The organism is Marinobacter sp. NFXS11 (assembly GCF_040148675.1).
In the GTDB taxonomy this organism is placed as follows: Bacteria; Pseudomonadota; Gammaproteobacteria; order Pseudomonadales; family Oleiphilaceae; genus Marinobacter.
Genome location: NZ_JAGDDV010000001.1, coordinates 496,830 through 519,930 on the forward strand (window position 1 = coordinate 496,830; position 23,101 = coordinate 519,930).

At 57.2% G+C, this 23,101-nt stretch carries 21 protein-coding genes; 7 read left to right on the forward strand and 14 right to left on the reverse strand.

Annotated features, from left to right (window positions below; genetic code table 11):
- Window position 1 precedes the first annotated feature (1 nt).
- The 11 genes from J3362_RS02460 to J3362_RS02510 form a co-directional block, all read right to left on the reverse strand.
- A complete protein-coding gene (locus J3362_RS02460; RefSeq protein ID WP_014577874.1) occupies window positions 2–475 on the reverse strand; it encodes a Na+/H+ antiporter subunit E in 474 nt (157 codons plus the stop codon).
- The gene (locus J3362_RS02465) at window positions 472–1,986 is read right to left on the reverse strand and encodes a Na+/H+ antiporter subunit D (RefSeq protein ID WP_349517979.1); all 1,515 of its coding nucleotides are present in this window, start codon (window positions 1,984–1,986) and stop codon (window positions 472–474) included. Before J3362_RS02465 ends, J3362_RS02460 begins: the two co-directional genes overlap by 4 nt.
- Window positions 1,983–2,330 carry a Na+/H+ antiporter subunit C gene (locus tag J3362_RS02470; protein WP_014577872.1) on the reverse strand — a complete coding sequence of 116 codons (348 nt, stop codon included), beginning with the start codon at window positions 2,328–2,330 and terminating at the stop codon, window positions 1,983–1,985. The genes J3362_RS02465 and J3362_RS02470 overlap by 4 nt, the downstream gene beginning before the upstream one ends.
- A 34-nt stretch (window positions 2,331–2,364) precedes the next feature.
- Window positions 2,365–2,790, reverse strand: coding sequence for a Na+/H+ antiporter subunit B (locus tag J3362_RS02475; RefSeq protein ID WP_349517980.1), 426 nt, complete (start codon window positions 2,788–2,790; stop codon window positions 2,365–2,367).
- Window positions 2,787–5,096, reverse strand: a complete 2,310-nt coding sequence (locus J3362_RS02480) for a putative monovalent cation/H+ antiporter subunit A (protein ID WP_349517981.1) — start codon at window positions 5,094–5,096, stop codon at window positions 2,787–2,789. Before J3362_RS02480 ends, J3362_RS02475 begins: the two co-directional genes overlap by 4 nt.
- Before the next feature lie 115 nt (window positions 5,097–5,211).
- Window positions 5,212–5,544, reverse strand: coding sequence for a Na+/H+ antiporter subunit G (locus J3362_RS02485; RefSeq protein ID WP_349517982.1), 333 nt, complete (start codon window positions 5,542–5,544; stop codon window positions 5,212–5,214).
- A gap of 41 nt (window positions 5,545–5,585) precedes the next feature.
- Window positions 5,586–5,855 carry a K+/H+ antiporter subunit F gene (locus tag J3362_RS02490; protein WP_062781700.1) on the reverse strand — a complete coding sequence of 90 codons (270 nt, stop codon included), beginning with the start codon at window positions 5,853–5,855 and terminating at the stop codon, window positions 5,586–5,588.
- Window positions 5,852–6,340, reverse strand: coding sequence for a Na+/H+ antiporter subunit E (locus tag J3362_RS02495; protein WP_014577867.1), 489 nt, complete (start codon window positions 6,338–6,340; stop codon window positions 5,852–5,854). Before J3362_RS02495 ends, J3362_RS02490 begins: the two co-directional genes overlap by 4 nt.
- Window positions 6,340–7,857 (reverse strand): monovalent cation/H+ antiporter subunit D, encoded by a 1,518-nt coding sequence (locus tag J3362_RS02500; RefSeq protein WP_349517983.1) that lies wholly within the window; start codon window positions 7,855–7,857, stop codon window positions 6,340–6,342. Before J3362_RS02500 ends, J3362_RS02495 begins: the two co-directional genes overlap by 1 nt.
- Entirely contained in the window at window positions 7,854–8,222 is a 369-nt protein-coding gene (locus tag J3362_RS02505) for a Na+/H+ antiporter subunit C (protein ID WP_014577865.1), read from the reverse strand. Before J3362_RS02505 ends, J3362_RS02500 begins: the two co-directional genes overlap by 4 nt.
- Entirely contained in the window at window positions 8,222–11,023 is a 2,802-nt protein-coding gene (locus tag J3362_RS02510; protein ID WP_349517984.1) for a monovalent cation/H+ antiporter subunit A, read from the reverse strand. Before J3362_RS02510 ends, J3362_RS02505 begins: the two co-directional genes overlap by 1 nt.
- A 353-nt stretch (window positions 11,024–11,376) precedes the next feature.
- On the opposite strand from J3362_RS02510, the gene J3362_RS02515 reads away from it, so the two are divergent.
- Together J3362_RS02515 and J3362_RS02520 are read left to right on the forward strand one after the other, a co-directional pair.
- A complete protein-coding gene (locus J3362_RS02515; RefSeq protein ID WP_349517985.1) occupies window positions 11,377–13,431 on the forward strand; it encodes an oxidoreductase in 2,055 nt (684 codons plus the stop codon).
- On the forward strand, window positions 13,428–14,450 hold the full coding sequence (locus J3362_RS02520; RefSeq protein WP_349517986.1) for a CNNM domain-containing protein: 1,023 nt from the start codon (window positions 13,428–13,430) through the stop codon (window positions 14,448–14,450). Before J3362_RS02515 ends, J3362_RS02520 begins: the two co-directional genes overlap by 4 nt.
- A gap of 15 nt (window positions 14,451–14,465) precedes the next feature.
- On the opposite strand, the gene J3362_RS02525 is transcribed toward J3362_RS02520, so the two are convergent.
- Both J3362_RS02525 and J3362_RS02530 read right to left on the reverse strand, forming a co-directional pair.
- The gene (locus J3362_RS02525) at window positions 14,466–14,630 is read right to left on the reverse strand and encodes a hypothetical protein (protein ID WP_349517987.1); all 165 of its coding nucleotides are present in this window, start codon (window positions 14,628–14,630) and stop codon (window positions 14,466–14,468) included.
- 110 nt (window positions 14,631–14,740) lie between these two features.
- Window positions 14,741–15,736: a GlxA family transcriptional regulator gene (locus J3362_RS02530; protein WP_349517988.1), complete on the reverse strand. Its 996-nt coding sequence runs from the start codon at window positions 15,734–15,736 to the stop codon at window positions 14,741–14,743.
- A gap of 256 nt (window positions 15,737–15,992) precedes the next feature.
- On the opposite strand from J3362_RS02530, the gene J3362_RS02535 reads away from it, so the two are divergent.
- Window positions 15,993–17,795, forward strand: a complete 1,803-nt coding sequence (locus J3362_RS02535; protein WP_349517989.1) for an acyl-CoA dehydrogenase — start codon at window positions 15,993–15,995, stop codon at window positions 17,793–17,795.
- Window positions 17,795–18,574, forward strand: a complete 780-nt coding sequence (locus tag J3362_RS02540) for a crotonase/enoyl-CoA hydratase family protein (RefSeq protein ID WP_349517990.1) — start codon at window positions 17,795–17,797, stop codon at window positions 18,572–18,574. Before J3362_RS02535 ends, J3362_RS02540 begins: the two co-directional genes overlap by 1 nt.
- Window positions 18,575–18,804: 230 nt before the next feature.
- On the opposite strand, the gene J3362_RS02545 is transcribed toward J3362_RS02540, so the two are convergent.
- The gene (locus J3362_RS02545; protein ID WP_349517991.1) at window positions 18,805–20,073 is read right to left on the reverse strand and encodes an alkane 1-monooxygenase; all 1,269 of its coding nucleotides are present in this window, start codon (window positions 20,071–20,073) and stop codon (window positions 18,805–18,807) included.
- Between the two features lie 183 nt (window positions 20,074–20,256).
- On the opposite strand from J3362_RS02545, the gene J3362_RS02550 reads away from it, so the two are divergent.
- The 3 genes from J3362_RS02550 to J3362_RS02560 all read left to right on the forward strand — a co-directional run bounded on the left by J3362_RS02550 (window position 20,257) and on the right by J3362_RS02560 (window position 23,078).
- Window positions 20,257–20,508, forward strand: a complete 252-nt coding sequence (locus tag J3362_RS02550; RefSeq protein WP_041645413.1) for a hypothetical protein — start codon at window positions 20,257–20,259, stop codon at window positions 20,506–20,508.
- Between the two features lie 90 nt (window positions 20,509–20,598).
- Window positions 20,599–20,895, forward strand: a complete 297-nt coding sequence (locus J3362_RS02555; protein WP_349517992.1) for a hypothetical protein — start codon at window positions 20,599–20,601, stop codon at window positions 20,893–20,895.
- A 179-nt stretch (window positions 20,896–21,074) separates the two neighbouring features.
- The gene (locus J3362_RS02560; protein ID WP_349517993.1) at window positions 21,075–23,078 is read left to right on the forward strand and encodes a PhoX family protein; all 2,004 of its coding nucleotides are present in this window, start codon (window positions 21,075–21,077) and stop codon (window positions 23,076–23,078) included.
- Window positions 23,079–23,101 lie beyond the last annotated feature (23 nt).

Consider the following 23,101-nt stretch of genomic DNA (forward strand, 5'->3'; position numbering starts at 1 on the left):
CCTAGCGCATAACCTTGAGGATTCGGTGTTCCAGTTCTCTCAGGTCATTTCTGAGCTGCTCCTCGTCCTGAAGAAACATGGCGTGGATGAACAGCACCCGTCGATCATCGGAAACATCCAGGCTGAGGGTCCCAGGTGTCAGTGAGATCACACTGCTGACGAACATGATTTCCATGTCGGTACGTGCCTGTAGCGGAAATGCGATCACACCGGGCTTCATGTGCCAAACCGGCGTGGCGACATCGTAGGCAACCCGCAGGTTGGATTTCACCAGCTCTTTCAGGAAAAAGGCCAGGAAGGCGATTAATCTCGGAATTCTCCTGGAGTAGCCCTTCAAAGCGGGCACCTGGTTTTGTAGAACCATGAGCGCAATGTAGCCAAAACAGAAACCGGCCAGCAGGTTCATGGCAGTGACGCTGCCACTGAGAACCACCCAGGCGATTGCAAGCAGCAGGTTCCAGAACAGACCGATCATTTCGGCATCCCTCCAAGAACCGCTTCTATGTATAGCTGCGGGTTCATCAACTGGTCTGCGGCCGTCTCGGCCAGAACGTAAATCGGCTGCCCGTAAAGACCAATAATGAGTGTGCAAGCGGCAAGCCCGACCACCGGCACATAGAAGGCCCAGTTGTGCGCGTCTTTTATCTCGCCGTTGAGCCTGCCGACATCGGTCACATGGTCGGGAACCTTTTTCCAGAAGACTTCCGCCCAGATCTTGATCATTGAATACAGGGTCAGCAAGCCAACCAGCAGGGCGATGGCGGAGATCAGATATTCACTGGCTTCCAGGCTTGCTTTCACCACAATAAACTTGGCGAAAAAGCCGGACAAAGGCGGAATACCGGCGAGCGACAGCGCCGGGATCAAAAACAACAGAGCCAGATACGGGCGCTGACGGTAAACGCCTCCCAGGTTCTTCAGCTCATAGCTCCCAAGGAGACGGTAGGTGATGCCGCTCACCAGGAACAGGTTCGTCTTCACAATGATGTGGTGCATGATGTAGAACACCCCACCAATCAGTGCCAAAGGGGTGAATAGCGCCAGCCCCAGTAGCATGTAGCCGATCTGGCTGACAATGTGGAAAGACAGGATTCGCCGGAATTCAAACTGCGCCGCGGCGCCGAGCACGCCGGTCAGCATAGTCAGGGCAGCGGCCCAAAGCAGTATGGTGTGTGTGTAGGCGACATCTTGCGTGAAGATCAGCGTGAATACCCGATAGAGCGCGTAAACCCCGACCTTGGTCAGCAGCCCCGCAAACAGCGCTGAAACGGCGACTTGCGGCGTGTGATAGGAGGCAGGGAGCCAGAAAAACAGCGGGAACGCCGCGGCCTTGATGCCGAACGATACCATGAACATCAGGGAGACCACCGTCACCATGCCCGGGTCTTCCACGCTGTTCAGTTTTTGGGCGATGTCCGCCATGTTCAGGGTGCCCACCATCCCGTAAAGCAGGCCCACGGCGGAGAGAAAAATAGCCGACGAGAACAGGTTCAGGGTCACGTACTTGATGGCGCCTTCCATCTGGGCTCGCTCTCCGCCCAGGGTCAGAAGGGCAAACGATGCGAGCAGCATCACCTCGAACCAGACGAACAGGTTGAATATATCGCCAGTCAGAAAGGCTCCGGCCACGCCCGCGAGCAGCAGATGCATCAGGGGGTAATAACCGAATTTTTCATGACCTTTCGGCGTTGAGGCCAGCGAATAGATTGCGATGGCAAGGCCGATAATGCCGGTTAGCACGATCATGATGGCGCCAAGAACATCGGACACCAGCACAATGCTGAAGGGCGCAGGCCAACTGCCCATTTCCACCACCAGAAAGCCCTGCTCAATGGTTGAGCGCATGAGCCAGATGCCGGCCGCCAGCAACAGCCCGGTGGCAACAACTGCAAGGACCCGCTGAAGCTTGATGGAGCGCCAGAATGCCAGGGACAGAGCTCCGGCTGTCAGGGGTATCAGGATCGGGAGAACGAGTTCCGGGTTCAAGTATCCGTATCCTTCATCTTGTCCAGGTCATCGGTTCCGACCACTTCGTAGGCACGACGGATCAGAACCACGGCGAACGCCAGGACGCTGAAAGCAATCACAATGGCGGTGAGAATCAGGGCTTGTGGCAGTGGATCGGCCACTGCTCCAACGACTTCACTCGCCCCCTCGGGAATCAGCGGTGGCGCGCCCCGGGTCAAACCCGCGACGACGAAAATCAGAAGGTTGGCCGCGTTACTCAGAATGATCAGGCCAATGACGAGTTTAACGATAGAGCGGCGCAGCATCATGTATATGCTGGCTGTAAAAAGTAGCCCAACGACATAGGCCATCAAGGTTTCCATAACTGAGCCACCTCCCTGTCGATGAATGCACGGTTCATTCTTCCGACTCCATCAGGCTGATCACAAAGGTCATCAGCGTGCCCAGCACGGCCAGGTACACGCCAATGTCGAAAATCAGAACGGTTGATAGTTTCAGATAGCCTTCACCGGGGAGTGGAACCTCCCACCAGAGTGCGGTAAGCATGGCCTGGCCAGACCAGAAGGCAGGGATGGTTGAGGCGAGACCAAATAGTAATCCGGCTGCCAGAATATCCCGCGGGCTGACACGCAGCAGCTTGCGTGTTGATTCAGCGCCAAAAGCGAAGGCATAAAGCACAAAAGCACTTGCCGCTACCAGCCCACCGATGAAGCCGCCGCCGGGCTCGTTGTGCCCTCGCAAAAGCAGGAACACCGAAAACATCAGTTGTAGCGGCATAATCGCGAGAGCGGCGGTGTGGAGTATGAGCGTGTTGGTTTTCATGGCTTGTGCTGGTCCTCCGCCCTCAGTTTGACCATTGAGTAAACCCCCATCGCCGCAAGGCCCAGAACAAAGATTTCTCCCAGGGTGTCCAGCTGCCGGAAATCCACCAGAATCACATTGACGATGTTCTTGCCGAAGGCGAGGCCATAACTGTTTTCAATGTAATAACTGGAGATACTGTCGAAGTACTGGATATCCAGTACCGCAAGCATCAACAGGGTCATGATCGCGCCGGCAAACACAGCCACAGCCAGGTCCCGATAACGTTCCCACGGCGATGAGAGGTTGACGAAAGGCGGCAGCTTGAAGAGCACCAGAACCAGCAATATGACAGTCAGAGTCTCCACCAGGAGCTGCGTGATGCCAAGATCCGGCGCGCTGAAGTGGATGAATATCAGGGCTACCCCGAAACCCAGTACGCCGACTGACGCAACGGAACCCAGCCGGGACCGGGTGACACTGGCGAACACGGTGGCTGCGACAATAAGAAGAGCGATGCCAAACTCGTAGAAGTAGCCATTGCTGAAATCGAAATCCAGCTGAAAACCGTGGCGGGTGAACAGCGTGTAGCCCGTCAGACCGAAGGTGACCAGAGCGAGGATCAGCAGATAGATACCGAGAACCCCGTTCTGCAGCAATCGGGTTTGCCAGCTTGCAGCCTGGGTGATCCCGAGCATGAATCGGAAATAGCCGGCCTCCGGACCAAAGCGGCTGGCCGCCGTGTTGACGGCATAAAGCGTCGGATGCAGTCGCTGCCAGGTTACGAAAAGTAGGGAGCCTGCGAGGAGGCTGGCGCCAGACAGCATCAATGGAACATTCACTCCGTGCCACAGGGCCAGAGCCGTCGTCACCCCAGTGCCATAGACGGATGAGACTGTGGCATCCAGTACGAAGATTGCGGGCACAAATGGCGCCACGCCAAAAATCAGCGCCAGAAGGGTCAATACTGCCGGGCCAATCAACATGGCGACGGGGGCGTCGTGGGGCTGTTTCGGAGTGGTGCGAACGGGACCGAAAAACGGTTTCAGGAAAACCAGTCCCGCTACGGCCACGACCAGAATCGAAGAAGCGACAGCCGCTGTCATGAGCGCCGAGGGCCACACCGGCGAGTTGATGACCGACTCGAACATCAATTCCTTGGCAACGAAACCGAAGAGTGGCGGAAGCCCTGCCAGCGACAATGCAGCCAGCCCGGTAATAACCGCGGTTCTCGGCATGCTGCGCCAGAGCCCGCCCATTTTCGTGATGTCTTTGGTGCCGGTTTCGTGGTCCAGCGCGCCCGCAAGCATGAACAGGGCGCCCTTGTACAGCGAGTGCGCCACCAGGACGCAGACGAAAGCGATGATCGCCTTTTCTGTGCCGATCCCGATGAGCATGGTGAGGGTGCCCAGCGCCATGACCGTCGAGTATGCCAGCACCTTCTTGATGCCGGTGCTACTGAAGGCCAGGTAGGCGCCAGTGAGCATGGTGGCAGCGCCAAAAACCATCAGAGAGTTGCTCCATAGCGCATCCCCGTCCATGGATGAATTCAGGCGCGCCAGCAGATAGACGCCGGCCTTGACCATGGTCGCCGAGTGCAGGTAGGCAGAAACGGGGGTGGGCGCAGCCATGGCATTGGGTAACCAGAAGTGAAATGGTACCTGCGCAGACTTGGTGAAGGCTCCGATGAGTATGCAAACCGCCGCCGCGGTGTAGTAACCATGGTCATGAATGGCGAGATCGGATGCCAGTATCTCGGAGAACGAATAGCTGCCGGTGATGAAGATCAGGAGAATCAGACCGGCCATCAGTACCAGGCCGCCTCCCGCTGTGACGAAGAGTCCTTGCAGGGCGCATTTCCTGGCTTCGGCATCTTCATGGTTGAAGCCGATCAGCATGTAGGACGTGATGCTGGTCAGTTCCCAGAACACGAAAAAAGTGATGAGGTTATCGGATAAAACCAGCCCCAGCATCGACGCCATGAACGACAGCATGATGACGTAGAATCGGCCGAGATCCTTGTGGCCCTGGAGGTAGGAACCGGCATAGATCAGGATAAAGGTTCCGATACCGCTGATCAGAAGCGCGAAGACCAGTGCCAGGCCATCAACCATGAAATCCAGCGAGACGCCGAGTCCGGGCATCCACTGGTTACGAATCAGAAGAATTTCACCGCCGCTGACCGCCGGGATGAGGCTGGCAAAATAGGCCGTGAGCAATGCGGGGAGAAGGGCCAGCACCCAGCCAATGTGTTTGCCTGCCACGCGATAGAGCGCGGGAACCGCCACCGCCAGCAAAAAGCCAGAAAGAACAGCCAGTAACATCATGCAAGGGTGCTCCTTTAAGACCCAAGTTAAAACGTCCTGCAGTTAACGGCGGTTTTTATAATCAGTATTTAATACGATTCCTTGGCACAAAAAGTTCTTGGAATTGTTGATTGAATTACTGGTCCCAGGGATGGCCCCGGGTGTTTTCTGTGGTGTTAACCTTCAAATGCATGGCAGCTTTTGCCAGGAAGTTGGCACTCACAGGGGCTGTCATGAACAGAAAGGCCGTGATCAGGAATTCCTCAATACCGATACCCTGTCCAAGTGTGCTGAAGTAGATCACAGAGCTGACTACGATGGCGCCCACTCCAACCGTGGTCGCTTTGGTGGGGCCATGAAGGCGAGTAAAGAAGTCGGGCAGGCGAGCCAGGCCAATAGCGCCGATCAGGGTAAATGCGCCGCCGATGATCAAAAGCAGGCAGATGGCGAATTCAGCGTAGGGATTCATCGGATGTTTCCTCCAGGAGCATTTGTGTGCCGGGTGTGGGCTTACTCAATGACGCTGCCCCGCTTCAGATATTTGGCCATAGCGACGGTTCCGACAAAGCCCATTACAGCAATCAGAAGAGCCGCCTCAAGGTACATGCGTGTTCCGAGTGTGAGGCCGAGCAGAATAATCAAAGCAATGGCGTTGATGTAGAGCGTGTCGAGTGCCAGCACTCTATCGGGTGCATCCGGTCCCTTGATCAGACGGTATACATTCAGAAGCGCCGCCACAGTGACCATGGCAATGGTGATGTAGAGGGCGATGACTATCATTGGAACATCTCCAGCAGAGGCTTCTCGTAGCGGGTTTTGATCGTATCGATAACAGTCTGGTCGTCCTCGGCGTCAAGCGCGTGAATCAGCAGCAGCTTGTTGTCATCGCTGACGTCAGCGCTCACCGTGCCGGGCGTCAACGAGATAGTGCTCGCCAGAATTGTGATGGCCAGAGGGTGCTCCAGCTCCAGGGGATAACAGACAAATGCAGGACGTGCCGGCCGCGGGCTGAGGATGAGCCGTGCCACTTCAACACTCGCGATAACAATATCCCAGACAACGCGCAGGAGGTACGCGGGCACTCTCCAGGCCTTGATGAATGCCGGCGGATCCGGCCAAAAGCCCTGGGTTATCTGCGGTATTGCCCACGCCAGGATCAGGCCCAGTACCGCACTGCCCCCGCTTATTCCGTCACTCAGAAACTGCCAGGTGATAAAAAGCGTTAGGCTCAGCCAGGGCTGGGGAAAACTCAGGCGATCAAGCATCAGCTGTCCTCCCTGACCATCTTGGTTTGCAGGATCTCAATATAGGCATCCTTGTTGTGCAACTGTTCGGCAGTGGCATCGGTGTAGCGGGTAATCGGGCCAGCCAGCACGACGATCACCACCGCCAGTGCAGTCAGGGCACCGGCTGCGACAGAAATCCGGCCGTTGAGCGGATCTGGCTTTTCCAGATGACCATCCACCGTGCGCCAGAAAACGATACTGCCAGCGCGGCTGTACGCGATAACGGTCAGGAAACTGCCGATCAGAATTACTGACCAGAGCCATGCCATTTCGGTTCCCGACTGAACAGATTGTAGAATCAGGACCTTGCCGAAAAAGCCACTCAATGGCGGAAGGCCAGCTGCTGCTACGGCACCGACCAGGAACAGCACACTCAGGAAGGTGCGGTTCTGCATTTTGGGGGCGGTAACGATTCGATCCTTGGCCGAGCCCCTCTGGTTGGCCACCAGCTCCGATACCAGGAACAGGCCGCCAACCGTCCAGGTGGTGCTCAAAAGATAGAACAGGGCAGCAGACAGACCGGCTTCGGACCCGAGCGAAATCGGTGCCAGCAAAGTGCCCACGGAAATGATGACCTGCCAGGCGACCAGGGTTTTCAGGCTGCCGGACCCCAGCGCGCCAATAACCCCCATGGCGAGGGTGGCCAGGGCAATGGGGAACAGCCAGTCCATGCCCAGATTGGCGAGTTCGCCGGCGTCGTCGCCGAAGATCAGCAGATACACCCGCAGAATGGCGTATATGCCAACCTTGGTCATCACCGCAAACAGCGCGGCCACGGGCGCCGTGGCTTTGGAGTAGGCACGGGGTAACCAGAAGCATAGGGGTAGAATCGCGGCCTTGAGACCGAACACCACCAGCAACATCATGCCGCCGGCTTTAACGATGTTCAGACCTTCCCCGGACACCTGCGGAATCTTGACGGCCAGGTCTGCCATATTGAGGGTGCCGGTGACGCTGTAGATCATGCCAACACTGATAAGGAACACGGCGGAGCCTATCAGGTTCAGCACGACATAGTGCAGGCCCGGAACGGTCCTTACCGTGCCACCGCCATGCATCAGCAACCCGTACGAGGCGATGAGCAGCACCTCGAAGGCAACAAACAGGTTGAACAGGTCACCGGTCAGGAAGGCGATGTTCAGACCCATCAGCTGGAACAGGAAAAGTGCATGGAACTGGCGGTTGCCCTCGTCGGCACCGCCGATCGAATAGATGTGACAGAACAGGGCCAGCACGGCCGTCATGACCAGCATAAGTGCTGCGAGACGGTCCAGGACCAGTACGATCCCGAACGGTGGCTGCCAGTTGCCGAACGCATAGATGCGATAGCTGCCGTCGTCTGCCAGTACCAGAAGCACGATGGCGGAAACCAGCATCAAAACGGTTGTAGCCAGTGCCAGGGTGCGGCGAAGACTGATGGGTGCATAGCCCATGAAAGCCTGAAGAATGCCACCTAGCAGCGGAATCAGAACAGGAGCGGTAAGCCAGTGGTTCATTTACCGTTTACCTCCTCTTCCTGTTCCGGAGCAGGCGATTTGTAGGGCTGTTTACCATCCACGTGGTCGTCCTCGTTGTCCGCCAGGTTGCGCAGTGACAGGACGACAACGAACGCGGTCATGGCGAAACCAATCACGATAGCAGTCAGTACCAGTGCCTGTGGCAGCGGGTCGGAATAGCTCGCAGCCGTTCCGAGGACCGGTTGCTGGCCGGTCGCCAGGCGACCGCTGGAGAAGAGAAAGAGGTTCACCCCGTAGGACAGCATGGTCAGTCCCACCACGACAGGAAAGGTGCGAGCCCGCAGAATCAGATAAACGCCGGATGCCGTCAGGGCACCAATGACCAGCGCAAAAACAAGCTCCATTATGCACCCTCCTTTTTACTCTTTATGGCGGAGTGGGGAGATATCCGGCCGATACTGACCAGCGCAAGCAGGGTAGCGCCGATCACAGTGAGATAGACGCCCAGATCAAAAATCAGTGCAGACGCGACCTCGAATTTGCCAACCACAGGCCAGGTTATGTAATCGAACGTGGAGGTCAGGAACGGATAGCCAAAGGCGAGGCTTCCGGCGCCAGCAACCGTTGCGAAGAGCAGGCCCAGGCCGATCACGTTGTGGTAACGGACAGTGATTCGGTCTTCGGTCCAGTCCATACCGCTGGCAATGTACTGGAGAATAAGGGCAACCGAAGTCACCAGGCCGGCGATAAAGCCGCCCCCGGGCAAATTGTGACCCCGCAGGAAAATGAAGGCGGATACCATCAGTGCCAGTGGCAGCATGGGCCGGGCAATCAACCTCAGCATCAGCGGGTGGGAATCCCGGGTCCATGCATGTCCCTCGCCGTCGCTGGGAGGCGGCGTCAGGGCCGTGTCCTTCAGCATGGCGTAGATGCCAAGGGCAGCAATGGCAAGAACGGTAATCTCACCCAGGGTATCGAAGCCCCGGAAGTCCACCAGGATCACGTTGACCACATTGGTGCCGCCACCGCCGGATTTGCTGTTTTCGAGGAAGAAATCAGAAATCGAATTGAACGGTTGGGTCAGCATGGCCAGCGTGACCAGCGTCATGCCAATTCCGGCAACCGCCGCAATGGCGATATCACGCAACCGGCGTTTCAGCGGTGTCTCGATGGGCGTCCATGCCGGCATGTAAAAAATTGCCAGCATCAGGAGAACAATGGTCACGACCTCAACGGAAAGCTGTGTCATTGCCAGATCTGGTGCCGAGAAACGGGCGAAAGCCAGAGCCACGACCAGACCGACCACGCTCAGCAAAACAAGGGCATAGAACCTTTGACGGTGCAGGATGGCTGTTGTCATAGCGCAGAGGATCAACAGACCGGCCGCGATCACTGTTGGTAAATCCACCGGGCTAAGTCCGTTTTCGCCAACAAAAATGCCAAGGCCGAGAATCGGCATGGCTGCGACCGCGATAGCGCTTACCAGAAGAAGCATGGCGTATCGCTGAAGCGAGCCATTTTCGATGCGCGTGGTAAATCTGTTGGCGAGATCGACAACTCTCAGGACCACCGCTTCAAACACCGCCTTCTCATCAACTTCCTTGAACCGGGCATGGAAGTCGAAGAAGCGCTGACGCTGGCTGTACATCAACAGACCGCCGAAGAAAGCGACAAAGCTCATGATAAGCGGAAGGTTGAACCCGTGGTAAACAGAAAGCGTGTAGTCCGGCACGTCGCCGCCGAGCGTGGCGGACGCTGCAATCTGGAGCAGGGGGCCGACCGAAACGGCAGGGAAAACGCCAACCATGATGCACGCAAACACCAGGATCTCCACCGGAAACTTCATATAGCGTGGAGGTTCATGCGGCGGGTAGATAGGAAGATCCACGGGCTTGCCGTTGAAGAACACATCGTGAACAAAACGGGCTGAATACGCCACTGCGAAAATGCCGGCGAGGGTGGCCACAATCGGAGGTAGCCACGCCCAGAGCCCCGGCAGGTTCAGTTCAAGGGATTCGGCAAAGAACATCTCCTTGCTCAGGAAGCCGTTCAGCAGCGGAACCCCGGCCATGGATGAGGCAGCCACCATGGCCAGGGTGGCGGTGTGTGGCATGTAACGCCACAGACCATTGATTCGCCGCATGTCCCGGGTACCGGTCTCGTGATCGATAATCCCGGCTGCCATAAACAAAGAGGCTTTAAAGATGGCGTGGTTGATCACGTGGAAGACTGCGGCCACGGCGGCGAGCTGCGTGCCCATGCCGAACAGTAGAGTGATCAGGCCCAGATGGCTCACCGTCGAGTGGGCAAGCAGGCCCTTCAGGTCGTGCTTGAACATGGCCACATAGGCACCAATGAGCAGGGTGGCCATGCCGGTAAAACTGACCATGTAGAACCACTGTTCAGTACCTGCCAGGGCCGGATACAGCCGGGCCATGAGAAAGATACCGGCTTTGACCATGGTAGCCGAGTGCAGGTAGGCAGATACCGGGGTCGGTGCCTGCATCGCGTGAGGCAGCCAGAAATGGAACGGGAACTGGGCCGATTTGGTGAACGCGCCCAGCAGAACCAGGGTCAGGGCGACCGGGTACATGGCATGCGCTTTGATCTGGTCACCGGCTGCCAGCACATCATCCAGCTCAAAGCTGCCAACAATGTTGCCGATGATCAGGATGCCGGCGAGCAGTGCAAGGCCGCCGCCGCCAGTGACCGCGAGTGCCATCCGGGCGCCACGGCGGGCGTCCTGTTTATGGGTCCAGAAACTGATCAGCAGGAACGAGGTCAGGCTGGTCAGTTCCCAGAAAATCATCATCAGGAGCAGGTTGCTTGAGAGCACGATGCCGAGCATCGATCCCTTGAAGCACAGCAGCAGGGCGTAGAACTTGCCGACGTTTTCATGGGCTTTCAGGTAATAGCGGGCGTAAAGAATGATCAGCAGCCCAATGATCAGGATCAGCAGAGCGAACAGCAGGGACAGCCCGTCCAGACGAAAACTGAAGGAGAGGCCGAGTGCGGGAAGCCATTCGTAGCTGTGCAGCACAACGCCGCCGTCAGTAAGGGTTTCCCAATGCGGGAAAAGGGCTGCGAGTGCAATCAACGCGGGTACAGAAGATGCAACGGCAATCGCCGTTCTGCCGCCCTGGGCGAACAGGGGTGCAGCTATGGCACCCAGAAAAGGCAGTAAAACAACCAGCGGTAGCGACATCGCAACCTCGTTATTGGTTTTCTTTTACGTGAGTATTGAAAGCATGTTTGCCTGAGTCTAGTCTCCGGCCAGCCACCATGCACATTGAGCGCCGATGCCAATACGGCATTGGGGGTGGGGTGGATCAGCAGAAAGCAGGCGGGTCCGGGAAGTACGGTAAACGTCCCCGGTGCCGCGCGATGTCAGCGGTAACAGGTGGGCGGGTAACTCTTGTGCAGCCGTAGGACCTTGCGGTCATGGTTGCTCCGTCAGTTAAACTTGATTGCCGATGATACGTGCCCCGTCTGTAAGGTCAAGTCAACTTGCCATTGATCAAGTGTATACTCGCGATAAATATTTATTGAGAGACCCTCATGAGCGACACCTATCCCAACCTTCTGAAACCTCTGGATCTCGGCTTCACTGAACTCAAGAACCGGGTTCTGATGGGATCCATGCACACGGGCCTTGAGGACCGGTTCTGGAACATCCACAAGTTCGCGCGGTATTTTGCCGAGCGCGCAGAAGGCGGCGTTGGGCTCATGGTCACGGGTGGTTTCTCGCCCAATCTGGTTGGGCAGTTGGCTCCTCTAGCCTCAACCATGAACAACCGGGCCACGGCCCTGTTACATCGTCACGTCACAGGGGCGGTGCATGAGGCGGGTGGCAAGATCTGCATGCAGATCCTGCACGCGGGACGCTACGGCTACCAGCCTTTGATTGTCTCGGCGTCGGCAACCAAGGCACCAATCAGTCCGTTCAAGGCCCGCGCCCTTTCCTCGAAAGGGGTTGAGCGTCAGATCAACGATTTCGTCAATGCCGCAAAACTTGCAAAGTTCGCCGGCTATGACGGCGTGGAAGTGATGGGCTCCGAGGGCTACTTCATTAACCAGTTTTTGTGTGAGCGGACCAACATGAGAACGGACAAGTGGGGTGGCCCTTACGAGAACCGTATGCGCCTGCCCGTGGAGATTGTCCGCCGTATGCGCGAAGCTGTTGGGCCTGAATTCATCATTATCTATCGGTTGTCCATGCTGGACCTGGTCGAGGGTGGCCAGACCTGGGATCAGATCGTAACACTGGGCAAGGCCATCGAGCAGGCAGGAGCCACCATCATCAACACCGGCATTGGCTGGCACGAAGCGCGGGTGCCCACCATTGTCACCTCGGTGCCCCGTGGCGGCTTTGCCGATGTCACCGCCAAGTTTTATGGTGAAGTGGATATCCCGGTGTGTACCACCAACCGCATCAACACCCCGGAGAAAGGGGAAGATATCCTCGCCGCGGGCAAGGCCGATATGGTGTCGATGGCCCGGCCTCTGTTGGCAGACAGCGAGTTCGTGCGCAAAGCCGAGCAGGGACGCAGTGACGAAATCAACACCTGCATTGCCTGCAACCAGGCGTGTCTTGACCATGCCTTCCAGGCCAAGCGGGCATCGTGCCTTGTAAACCCAAGGGCTTGTCACGAAACCGAGCTGGTGTTGACGGTAGCGCCGGTTGTGCGCCGGGTCGCAGTGGTCGGGGCCGGACCTGCCGGGCTGGCAGCAGCGACCACCGCCGCGAAACGGGGCCACAAGGTGACCCTTTTTGACGCGGACGATCGGATTGGCGGTCAGTTCAACTACGCCAAACGCATCCCGGGCAAGGAAGAATTCTACGAAACCCTTCGTTATTACCAGCGCCAAATAGAGCTGTTGGAGATCGACCTGAAGCTGGGCACGCGCGTGGACGCGGACTCACTCAAGGCCAAGGGCTTTGATGATGTGGTGATTGCCACTGGCGTGAAGCCGAGAACACCGGCAATTGAAGGCATCGATCATCCCAAGGTGCTCGGGTACCTCGATGTGCTTCGTCACGACAAACCGGTTGGTGAGACTGTGGCAGTTATTGGTGCCGGCGGTATAGGCTTCGATGTCAGCGAGTTCCTGACACACGACTTCAGCCACCATCCCGAAGGCGAGCAGGTCAGCGTTGCCGACTGGCAGGCGGAATGGGGCGTCAACCCGGACTTCGATGGCCCCGGGGGCCTCGCCGAGCGCCAGCCGACACCGTCGCCCCGAAAGATTTACCTGATGCAGCGAAAAACCGGCAAGGTCGGCGGCGGTCTGGGCAAAACGTCGGGTTGGGTGCACCGCAATAGTCTGAAGCACCGAGCCGTGGAAATGCTCAGGGGCTGTCGCTACGAGCGGATTGACGACCAGGGGCTGCATATCTCCCTGACCGACAAAGATGGCAAGGTCACGGAGAGCCGGGTGTTGGCTGTGGACAATGTGATTATTTGCGCAGGCCAGGAACCTTATCGGGAACTTTTCGACGAGTTATCGGACTCTGGGGTGACCGCACATCTGATCGGCGGTGCAGACGTCGCCGAAGAACTGGACGCAAAACGGGCCATCCGGCAGGGAACGGAAGTCGCAGCCAAATTATGACATTACTAATTGCCTTCGCGTTGCTCTCGATTGGCTTCTCTTTTTTATGCTCCATTCTTGAGGCGGCTTTGCTTTCGGTGACTCCGAGCTACATCGCCTCACTGAAGAAAGAAAGGCCGCAGCTGTTCGCCCGGTTGCGCAAACTGAAAGACGATGTCGATGATCCGCTGTCTGCAATCCTTACACTGAACACCGTTGCCCACACGGTCGGCGCTACCGGCGTCGGAGCCCAGGTAACGGTGGTTTTTGGTGAAGCTTGGCTCGGGCTTGCCTCTGCGGTAATGACCCTGGCCATTCTGATTCTTTCGGAAATCATTCCAAAAACCATCGGTGCGAAGTACTGGCGGAGCATTGCGCCACGGTTACCGGCCATTCTGGGCTTCATGATCAAGGCGCTGTTGCCGTTCATCTGGTTGTCCAAACAGGTCACCCGCCGAATTGGGTCTGGTGAGGCCGACGTTGATATCCGTGCGGAGATCAGCGCCCTGGCGGAGATAGGCAAGGATCAGCAGGCCCTGGATGAAGACGAACGGCGCATGATTCAAAACGTCCTGCGATTCCACGAGATCAAGGTCAGCTCTGTGATGACACCAAGGACGGTCAGTAAATACGTTGATCCGGATATCACTTACGACCAGTTCAGGGAGCAGGTCAGAAAATCACCGTTCTCCCGCTATCCGGTAATCGATGAGGAAGGCGAGGCGCTCGGCTACCTGCATCGTGCAGATCTGATCAACCTCGATTCCAATGTCGACCTGCTCGATCACATGCGCAAGATCAAGCGAGTGAAAGGCAACACCAACATCGAATTCCTGTTTTCGGACATGCTGCGAGAGCGGCAACACCTGGCCGTCGTCTATGACGAATTGGGAACCTGGCTGGGAATAGTGACGCTGGAGGACATACTGGAGACACTTTTGGGCACGGAAATCATGGATGAAACCGATAATGTCTCGAACCTCCGCCGGTATGCGAAGCAGCGCTGGAGCCGCCGTCTGAAGAAGTATGGCTCCGGATAGAAGGGTTTAGTTTGGTTAGCGGGCGGATTTCAAGGCATTTGAAATCGCCTCGGCTTCAGCTTCAAGTACCTGACTTCGAAGGCTGTTTCCCTGCTGCAGTGCCTGCTCGATTTGCTTGCGCTTCATGTCGTACAGCCTGCTCAAAATCTCTGCCTGGCTTTGTCTGATCGGTGCATTCATGGCGGACCTCCCCATAGTGACACCTGTCGGTATTCTTTACGTTTCAGGCCGAACATTGGCCTTCAGTGGAAACCGATGCATAACCCGGGCCAGGCAGGACCGACCAGACATTACCTGACAAAGCGAGAGCGGTAGGCACCCGGTGAAAGCCCGGTATGTTTGCGGAACAGACGCGTGAACGAACTCACGTCTTCGTAGCCCACCAACTGGGTGATTTCATCAATCGGTAACCGCGACTTCTCCAAATGCTGACGTGCAACCTCAATCCTTAGAAGTTGTAGATACCCGGTGGGCGTGTCGCCAGTGGCTGCCTTGAATCGGCGAATCAGAGAACGCTCGGTGAGTCCGCTGAGTGAAGCCAGGCGTTGCAGGGTAGCGGGTTCGCTGTAATGACTGTCCAACCAGTCCTGCAGGTTCAGAATGGCAGCGTCGGAATGGTAGCGCCGGGCCTGCAGGGCACTGTAGGGTGCCTGGCTGGTCCGCCCGGCATCAATCACGAAGGCCTTCGCAAGCTCGCGCGCCACCTGCGCCCCCGCGTAACGTTCCACCAGATAGATTCCCAGATCCCACCAGGCCATGCCGCCCCCGGCACAGGCAATGTCGCCGTCCACCGTTACCAGCTTGTCCGGCTGAAGGTTCACCGTCGGAAAACGCTGGCGGAACTGATGGCTGAACCCCCAGTGAGTAGTCGCCTGACGACCATCGAGCAGGCCTGCCTCGGCCAGCATAAACGCACCGGTACAGTTACTGGCTACCCGAACCTGCTCGGAGTTGGAAGAACGAAAAGCGCCAAGCCACTCAATCAACTCCATATTCCCGGCCAGGACGACATCAATGGGACCACCGATCGTCGGGATAACCACCAGGTCACTTCCATCGTCATCTGGCAGAAGCTCATTCCAGGCCCCGTCGGGCTGAATGGTCAGCCCGTTAATACAACGGCAGGGCGCTCCGTCTTTCGTGAGAAGTCGGGTTGTGAACTGGGGCGCCGGCGTTTCATCGTTAATTCGCGCCCAGGTAACTCCGGCAAGCCGGAAGAGATCAATAATGCCGGTAATAGCACTGGCAAGTGCCCCGTCAAAACCGATAACAGAAACTCTCCGCATACATTCTCCAAAGTAGGCCGCCAGAGGGGCATCTCCTCCCGGGACTGTCTGCAGCATGGATGCTGCAGTCAAGCGTACAGGGATGTATTCACAGCGTGTCCCGGGAGGAGATGCTCCTCTGGCGGCCGGTCGCCGAACGTGGCTTCAACCATTCAAAGAACGGTTGTGGCAATATCGACCATAATTATGTCATAAACGCCGGTTTCCAGGAAAAACCAGTTGTGAGAGGCTATCGACAACAAACAGGAGACCAAGCATGACCGACACCCTGATTGACCGCCGCGACCTGGCGTTCCAGCTCTACGAAGTTCTCGATACCGAAAACCTCACCACCCGCGAGCGCTTCAGCGAACACAATTGCGACACCTTCGATGCCGTCATCGAAACCGCCGACAAAATGGCGCGGGAAAAATTCGCGACCCATAACAGCGCCGCCGACAAGGACGAACCAAAGTTCGTTAATGGCCAGGTCGAGATGCTGCCGCAAGTGAAGGAAGCCTTCGAAGCCTATGCGCAGGCCGGCTTTATCGCAGGACGTTACGACTATGAACTGGGTGGCATGCAGTTGCCTGAATCGGTCATGGCCGCCTGCAACGGTTTCTTCACGGCTGCCAACCCTGGTACCGCGGGTTACCCGTTCCTCACCACCGCCGCCGCCAACCTCATCCGGGTTTTCGGCAACGAACAGCAGAAAACCACCTTCCTTCCGAACATGCTCAGCGGTCGTTTCAGCGGTACCATGGCCCTGACCGAGCCCCACGCCGGGTCCTCCCTCGCGGATATCCGGACATCGGCGTCGCCCACAGATGAGGGGCACTACCTGATCAAGGGCGCGAAGATTTATATCTCCGGTGGCGAGCAGTCCATCACTGACAACATCGTTCACATGGTGCTGGCCAAGATCAAAGGGGCGCCGGCGGGCGTGAAAGGTATCTCCCTGTTCATCGTGCCCAAGTTTCTGGTGGATGACGAAGGCAATCCCACTGAACGCAACGGCGTAAGCCTCGCTGGCCTTATTCACAAGCTGGGTTACCGTGGCACCACCTCCACCGCCCTGAGCTTCGGTGATGATGCTCCCTGTCACGGCTATCTGGTTGGCGAGCCCCACCAGGGCCTGAAGTATATGTTCCAGATGATGAACGAAGCGCGGGTAGGTGTGGGTTTCGGCGCCGCCGTGATCGGTTATCGCGGTTACATGCACAGCCTCGAATACGCCAAAGATCGCCTGCAGGGCCGCAAGGCCAGCGAGAAGAATCCGGAAAGCCCGCAGGTGCCGATTATTGATCACGCCGATGTCCGTCGCATGCTGCTGGCCCAGAAAGCCTACAGTGAGGGCGGTCTGGCCTTGTGCCTCTATGGTGCCCGACTGATGGATGACCAGCACACCCATCCGGACGAACAGAAACGCGCAGAAGCCGGGAAACTGCTGGACCTGCTGACCCCGGTGATCAAGGCCTGGCCCTCCGAATACGGCCCCAAAGCCAACGATTTGGCCATTCAGGTATACGGCGGCGCTGGCTACACCCGAGAATACCCGGCAGAGCAATGCTGGCGCGACAACCGTCTGAATCCAATTCACGAGGGCACCAATGGTATTCAGGCCCTGGACCTGCTGGGCCGTAAAATCTGGCAGGATCAGAGCCACGGTCTGCAACTCCTGATGCAGGAAATGCAGGTTGACCTGCAGGCAGCCACCACCGATCGCTGCCAGCAATGGGCCCTGTCCCTCAGTGAAACCCTGCAGCAGGCCGTGAAGGTCACCCAGAGTTTGGGTAAATCCCTCATGGAAGGCGATCCCGACAAAACCCTGGCCAATGCCTCCTGCTACCTGCACCTGTTCGGGCACATTATGGTGGCCTGGATGTGGCTGCGTCAGGCCAACGCTGCTGCTCATGCCCTGGGTTCCGCGAATACCGATGATGAGCGCAATTTCTACCAGGGCAAACTGCAGGCGGCCCAGTACTTCTTCCACTGGGAATTGCCAACCGTGGCTCAGGATCTGGTGCTGCTGCGCAATCAGGACGATACCTGCCTGAACATGAAATCGGAGTGGTTCTGATGGCTCTGGTAAATGTTGAGAAGAAAAACCACATCTTGCTGATCGGGCTGAACCGCCCGGAAAAAATGAACGCCATGAACCGCGAGATGTACCACCAGATTGCGGCGGCCTACCACCAGCTGGAAAACGACCCGGAGCTACGGGTCGGACTGATGTACGCCGAGGGCGACCACTTCACCAGCGGCCTGCAACTGGACGACTGGGCGGGTGTGTTTGCCAATGGCAAGGGCATTGAGCCGGGTGAAGGCGAGCTGGATCCCTTCCACATTACCGGTCAGGCGCTGAGCAAACCCGTGGTCTTCGCCGCCCAAGGTATCTGCTTCACCTGCGGCGTTGAGATGATGCTCAACACCGACGTACGAGTCGCGGCCAAAGGCACTCGCTTTGCCCAACTGGAAGTAAAACGTGGCATCTTCGCCTGTGGTGGTGCCACCATCCGCCTGCAACGGGAAATCGGCTGGGGCAATGCCCAGCGTTACCTGCTGACTGGCGATGAGTGGACCGCCGATCAGGCGTATCAGTGGGGGTTGATTCAGGAACTGGTGGAACCCGGCGAGCAGTTCAACGTCGCGTTGGAAATTGCCGAGAAAATTGCCAGGGCGGCGCCATTGGGTGTCCAGGGCAGTCTTAAATCCTCAAAAATTGCTGTCAGCGAAGGGCAGGAGGCTGCGAAGCAGCGTTTGTTCCCGGACCTTCAGCCGGTGATGGCCAGTGAGGATGTAAAGGAGGGAATTCAGTCATTCCTGGAACGTCGAGAGGCCGCTTTCAAAGGTAAGTAACGGCTCAACTTGGTCAGAAATCACGGGTTCCAGCGCTTATAGAGAAACCTGACTATATCGCCAGAGCTCAGGGCAGCCGACCGGGGTCTTCCTTCCGGGAGTGTGAGCAGCAAGGATGCTGCGATCAAGCCCCCATGGATGGGTTCACGGCGTCTCCCGGAAGGAAGATCCCGGTCGGCTGCATGCACCAGACCCCGAAGGCTGGTGTCAAAGGCGGCAGTCAGCGGAATTCAGGCAGCCTCGGAATTCGCGGATTCTCGGCGAGCCTTCGCTTCAGCAGCTACCTCAGCAGCGTAGTCCGCATACCTGGCCATCAGCTCCTCTTTCCGGTCCGGATCCCAGTTGATTTTGCTCAGATCTCCCTCGTAGTGATCAATCACCCGCTTATCCATGGTTTCGTACCACCACTGGGGCAGATAGGCCGGCAGAAGCATCGAGGCATAACCACCGGGTAATTGTGGAGCCTTCTCGAAATGCCGCAAAGCCTGGTAACTGCGCTGTGGATGCGCGTGATGGTCTGAATGCCGCTGGAGCTGATACAGGAACAGATTGGTCACAATGTGATTGCTGTTCCAGCTGTGCTCTGGTTGGGTGCGCTCATACTTGCCGTTCTTGTCTTTCTGGCGCAGCAGGCCGTAGTGCTCGATGTAGTTCACACTCTCGAGCAAACTGGCACCGTAAACCGCCTGGGCCGCCAGAAACGGAACCGCCCTCGGGCCGCAAACCAGCGTTGTGGCGCCAAAGAACCCGGCGCTCATGGCCCATCCCTGCAGCAGCTCGTTGTCCAGGCTCCAGAAGTTCTTGCCCTTGCGGGCAAGCCTCGCCTTCTCGATCTTGATGGATGATTTGATACCACCGAGCACCGTGCGTGGCAGGAACTTCCAGAAACTCTCGCCCATACGGCTGCTGGCAGGATCCTCCGGCGTGGCTACCCGCTTGTGATGACCAAAGTTGTGCTCAACAACGAAGTGGGTGTAGCCGGTAGGCGCCAGGGCTGCCATGGCCAGCAGCTTGTTCAGTCTGTTGGATTTGTGGCCGAGCTCATGGGCGGTATTGATCCCGACGCCATTGATAGCGCCAACCGTCAGCGTGAGCCCTATCTTATCATCCAGAGGTGTGTTTTTGCGGCTGGCAAGCCAGGCACCCATGAAGGTCATGGCGTACTGGGTTGGAATAAACGCCTTCACGATTCGGTCGTAGTATTTGTCCTGCTCCAGTGTTTTTACCGCCGATTCCGGTGGATTGCTCTTATCCTCGCCGATAGCCCGATCCAGAGCAGGGATGATGCCGTGTACCAGCGCCGGGCCAGTCCATGCCAGGGCTTTCAGTTTTTTTGGAGCCAGGGCATAGCCGGTCAGTGCGGCCAGTCCGATTCCTGGCAGTGCGGGACCAAGTAGCCACATGTAACGCTTCGGGTCTTTCCAGTTGCCAGGGGCCTCTTGTTCAGCAGGTGCCGAGATTTGGTGTGATTGCAGGTTATCCGGGGTTTTGGCGTTCATTGTTGTCTCCCTTGCAGTGCGCGTACCTGCAATTTATGTCGGACAATCCAACAATGCAACGGACGTCGACAGCTGTCTGGAACCTTGGCTCAAAATGACAATTACCATTTCTTTGGCAGAAAGCCGGTTTCTGGACCAAACTCATCTGAACAACAAGAGTCTGATCACAAGGAAGAATCAGCCATGCCCAATCCGTCGTCTGCGACCGCCTCATATTCTGTTCAGGGAATCATTCGGGAGTACTTGTCTTCCGGCAGGCTAACCGAAGTTGTTTACCGTGACAGCGCCGGTCAGATTTGTCTGGTTCATGATGTTATTCGCGATCTCTTCAGTCGCGCCGGGCAGGATTTTCTGCTGCTCGGGCGCGGAACCATGCTCCCGTTCGATCACGTTATTACCATCGATGGCCAGTTGCTCTCGGACAGTGCCGGTTAACGAAAGGGTAATGGCCCGGTAATTGCCCCGGGGCCAACCGCCCCTTACTCTGTGCACCGTTGTAAATGCTTACCAACAGAGGGATATGGTATGAACAAGCTCACACTGAGTGCACTTTTGATGGTTCTGACGCTCGGCCTTGCAGCCTGCAGTTCGGAAGACGACGAAGGCGTGGATGTCGAGCAGGCTGCGGATAACGCCGGAGAGATGATGGACGACGCGGCGGATTCCACCGAGGAAACCCTGGAAGAAGCCACCGGCCAGGATGAAAGTGCCATGGGCGAGTTGCAGGAAGGCGCAGAGGAAGCTGGTGATGCCATGACTGATGCCGCCGAAGAAGCTGGCGATTCCATTGAAGAAGGCTACGAAGAAGCCACCCAGCAGTAGCCGGGTGGGCTGACCGCTTCGCAGCAACAGTCTGTGCGGGGCGGTCGGTGTTCCGGTGGCCGCCCTTGTAAAGCAATGTTAATGAATTTGTCTTTTAAACTTACCCTTACTGTCATATTTCCCGCCGAAACTGGCCTCTCAACAACACCGACCCGCTGTTCTTTGAGAGAGGCAAAAACATGGCTAAGCACGACCTTGATCCCAACTATCTGGATCCCAACTACGAGCCGGTAGTCAACCACACTGACAACAACCCTTTCCACCAGGTTCTGGCCGCACGCATGCAGCGCCGTACCGTGATGAAAGGCAGCGTTGGAGCTGCCCTTGCCAGTGTGATGGGCCTGGGCCTCGCAGGTTGTGGCAGCGACAGCAACGACGGCACCACCAGCAGCAATGTTTCAAGTACCGATATCGGCTTCAAGGCGGTACCGACATCAACAGCCAACGAAGTGGTTGTTCCCGAAGGGTACTCTACTGAGGCGTTCCTGCCGTGGGGCACTCCGATTACCGGCTCCTACCCGGAGTACAAGGCGGATGGTACGAACACCGGTTCGGATCAGGAGCAGCAGGTGGGCATGCACCATGACGGCATGCATTTCTTCCCGATTGATCTCAAGGCCGGGGGCAACAGCTCGAGCGAAGGCCTTCTGGTGATGAACCATGAGTACATCAATCAGGGTGCTTTGCATGCCAATGGAGCTACCTACGTAAACGACATGCGTCCTGCGGATGAGGTGCGTAAAGAAATCGCTGCGCACGGTGTTTCCGTGGTTCACATCAAACGCGACACCAGTGGTAAATGGGACATTGTCTTTGGCAGTCCCTTCAACCGTCGGATCACGGGTAACACCGAAATGGACATTCGTGGTCCGGTTCGGGGCTACAGCAAGCTGATCACCAAATACAGCCCGGACGCCACCGAGACCCGCGGTACCCTCAACAACTGCTCCATGGGCCCGACGCCCTGGGGAACTTACCTGGCCGCTGAAGAGAACTGGCACGGCTATTTTGCCAACAGCGACGCAACGCAGCCGCGGGAACAAACTCGCCACGGCGTGGGTAGTTCCAGCCGTTATGACTGGGAGCTGGCTGATAGCGCCCAGGATCAGTATGTTCGATTCAACGTAAGCACGATTGGCGCAGCAGCTGGCGATGATTACCGCAACGAAGCCAACACCTATGGCTACATGGTCGAGATCGATCCGTTCACTCCGGAAAGCAAACCGCAGAAGCGCACCGCACTGGGTCGTTTCGGTCACGAAGGTGTCATCTTCGCGCCGGCCAAGGAAGGCGAGCCGGTGGTTTGTTACTCGGGAGATGACTCTCGTTTCGAGTACATCTACAAGTTTGTATCGTCGAAGGCTTACTATGCCGCCACAGCCGGTGGATACCTCCTCGACGAAGGCACTCTGTATGTAGCCCGCTTCAATGACGACGGCTCCGGCGACTGGTTGTCGCTGGACCTCGATGATGCTGAATTCAAGGCCAAGGTTGATGCTGCAGTGGGTACGACCGTTGGCGACATCGCCTTCGACGGCTTCGAGAACCAGGCTGACGTTCTTCTTAATACACGCCTGGCCGCCGATATTGCTGGTGCAACCCCTATGGACCGTCCGGAATGGGGTGCGGTTGATCCGAATTCAGGCCAGGTTTATTTCACTCTGACCAACAATTCCCGTCGTACTGAGGATCAGGTTAACGCCGCCAACCCCAACGCCAATAACCGTACGGGTCATATCATCCGCTGGAGTGAAGAGGGTAACGATCACGCCGCCACCAGTTTCGACTGGGACATTTTTGTCTTTGCCGGTGAACAGGGTACGGAAACCGTAGTGGGTGACGAGGTTATCGTTTCGCTGACCGACGACAATATTTTCAACAGCCCGGATGGCCTCTGGTTCGACTACAACGGTCGTCTCTGGATCCAGACCGATGGCTCTGATGCCGCGCCCTACCAGAACAACATGATGCTGGCTGCCAATCCGGAGACTCGAGAGATCAAGCGCTTCTTCGTAGGTCCCCAGGGCTGTGAGGTGACGGGTGTTGTTTCCACGCCGGATGTGAAAACCATGTTCGTCAACATCCAGCACCCGGAAGGTAACTGGCCGGATTCCAGCGATCCTCGCCCCCGCGACGCAACCGTGATCGTTACCCGTGAAGACGGTGGTGTAATCGGCGCCTGATTCCGCGCTGAAGCCGCCATCTG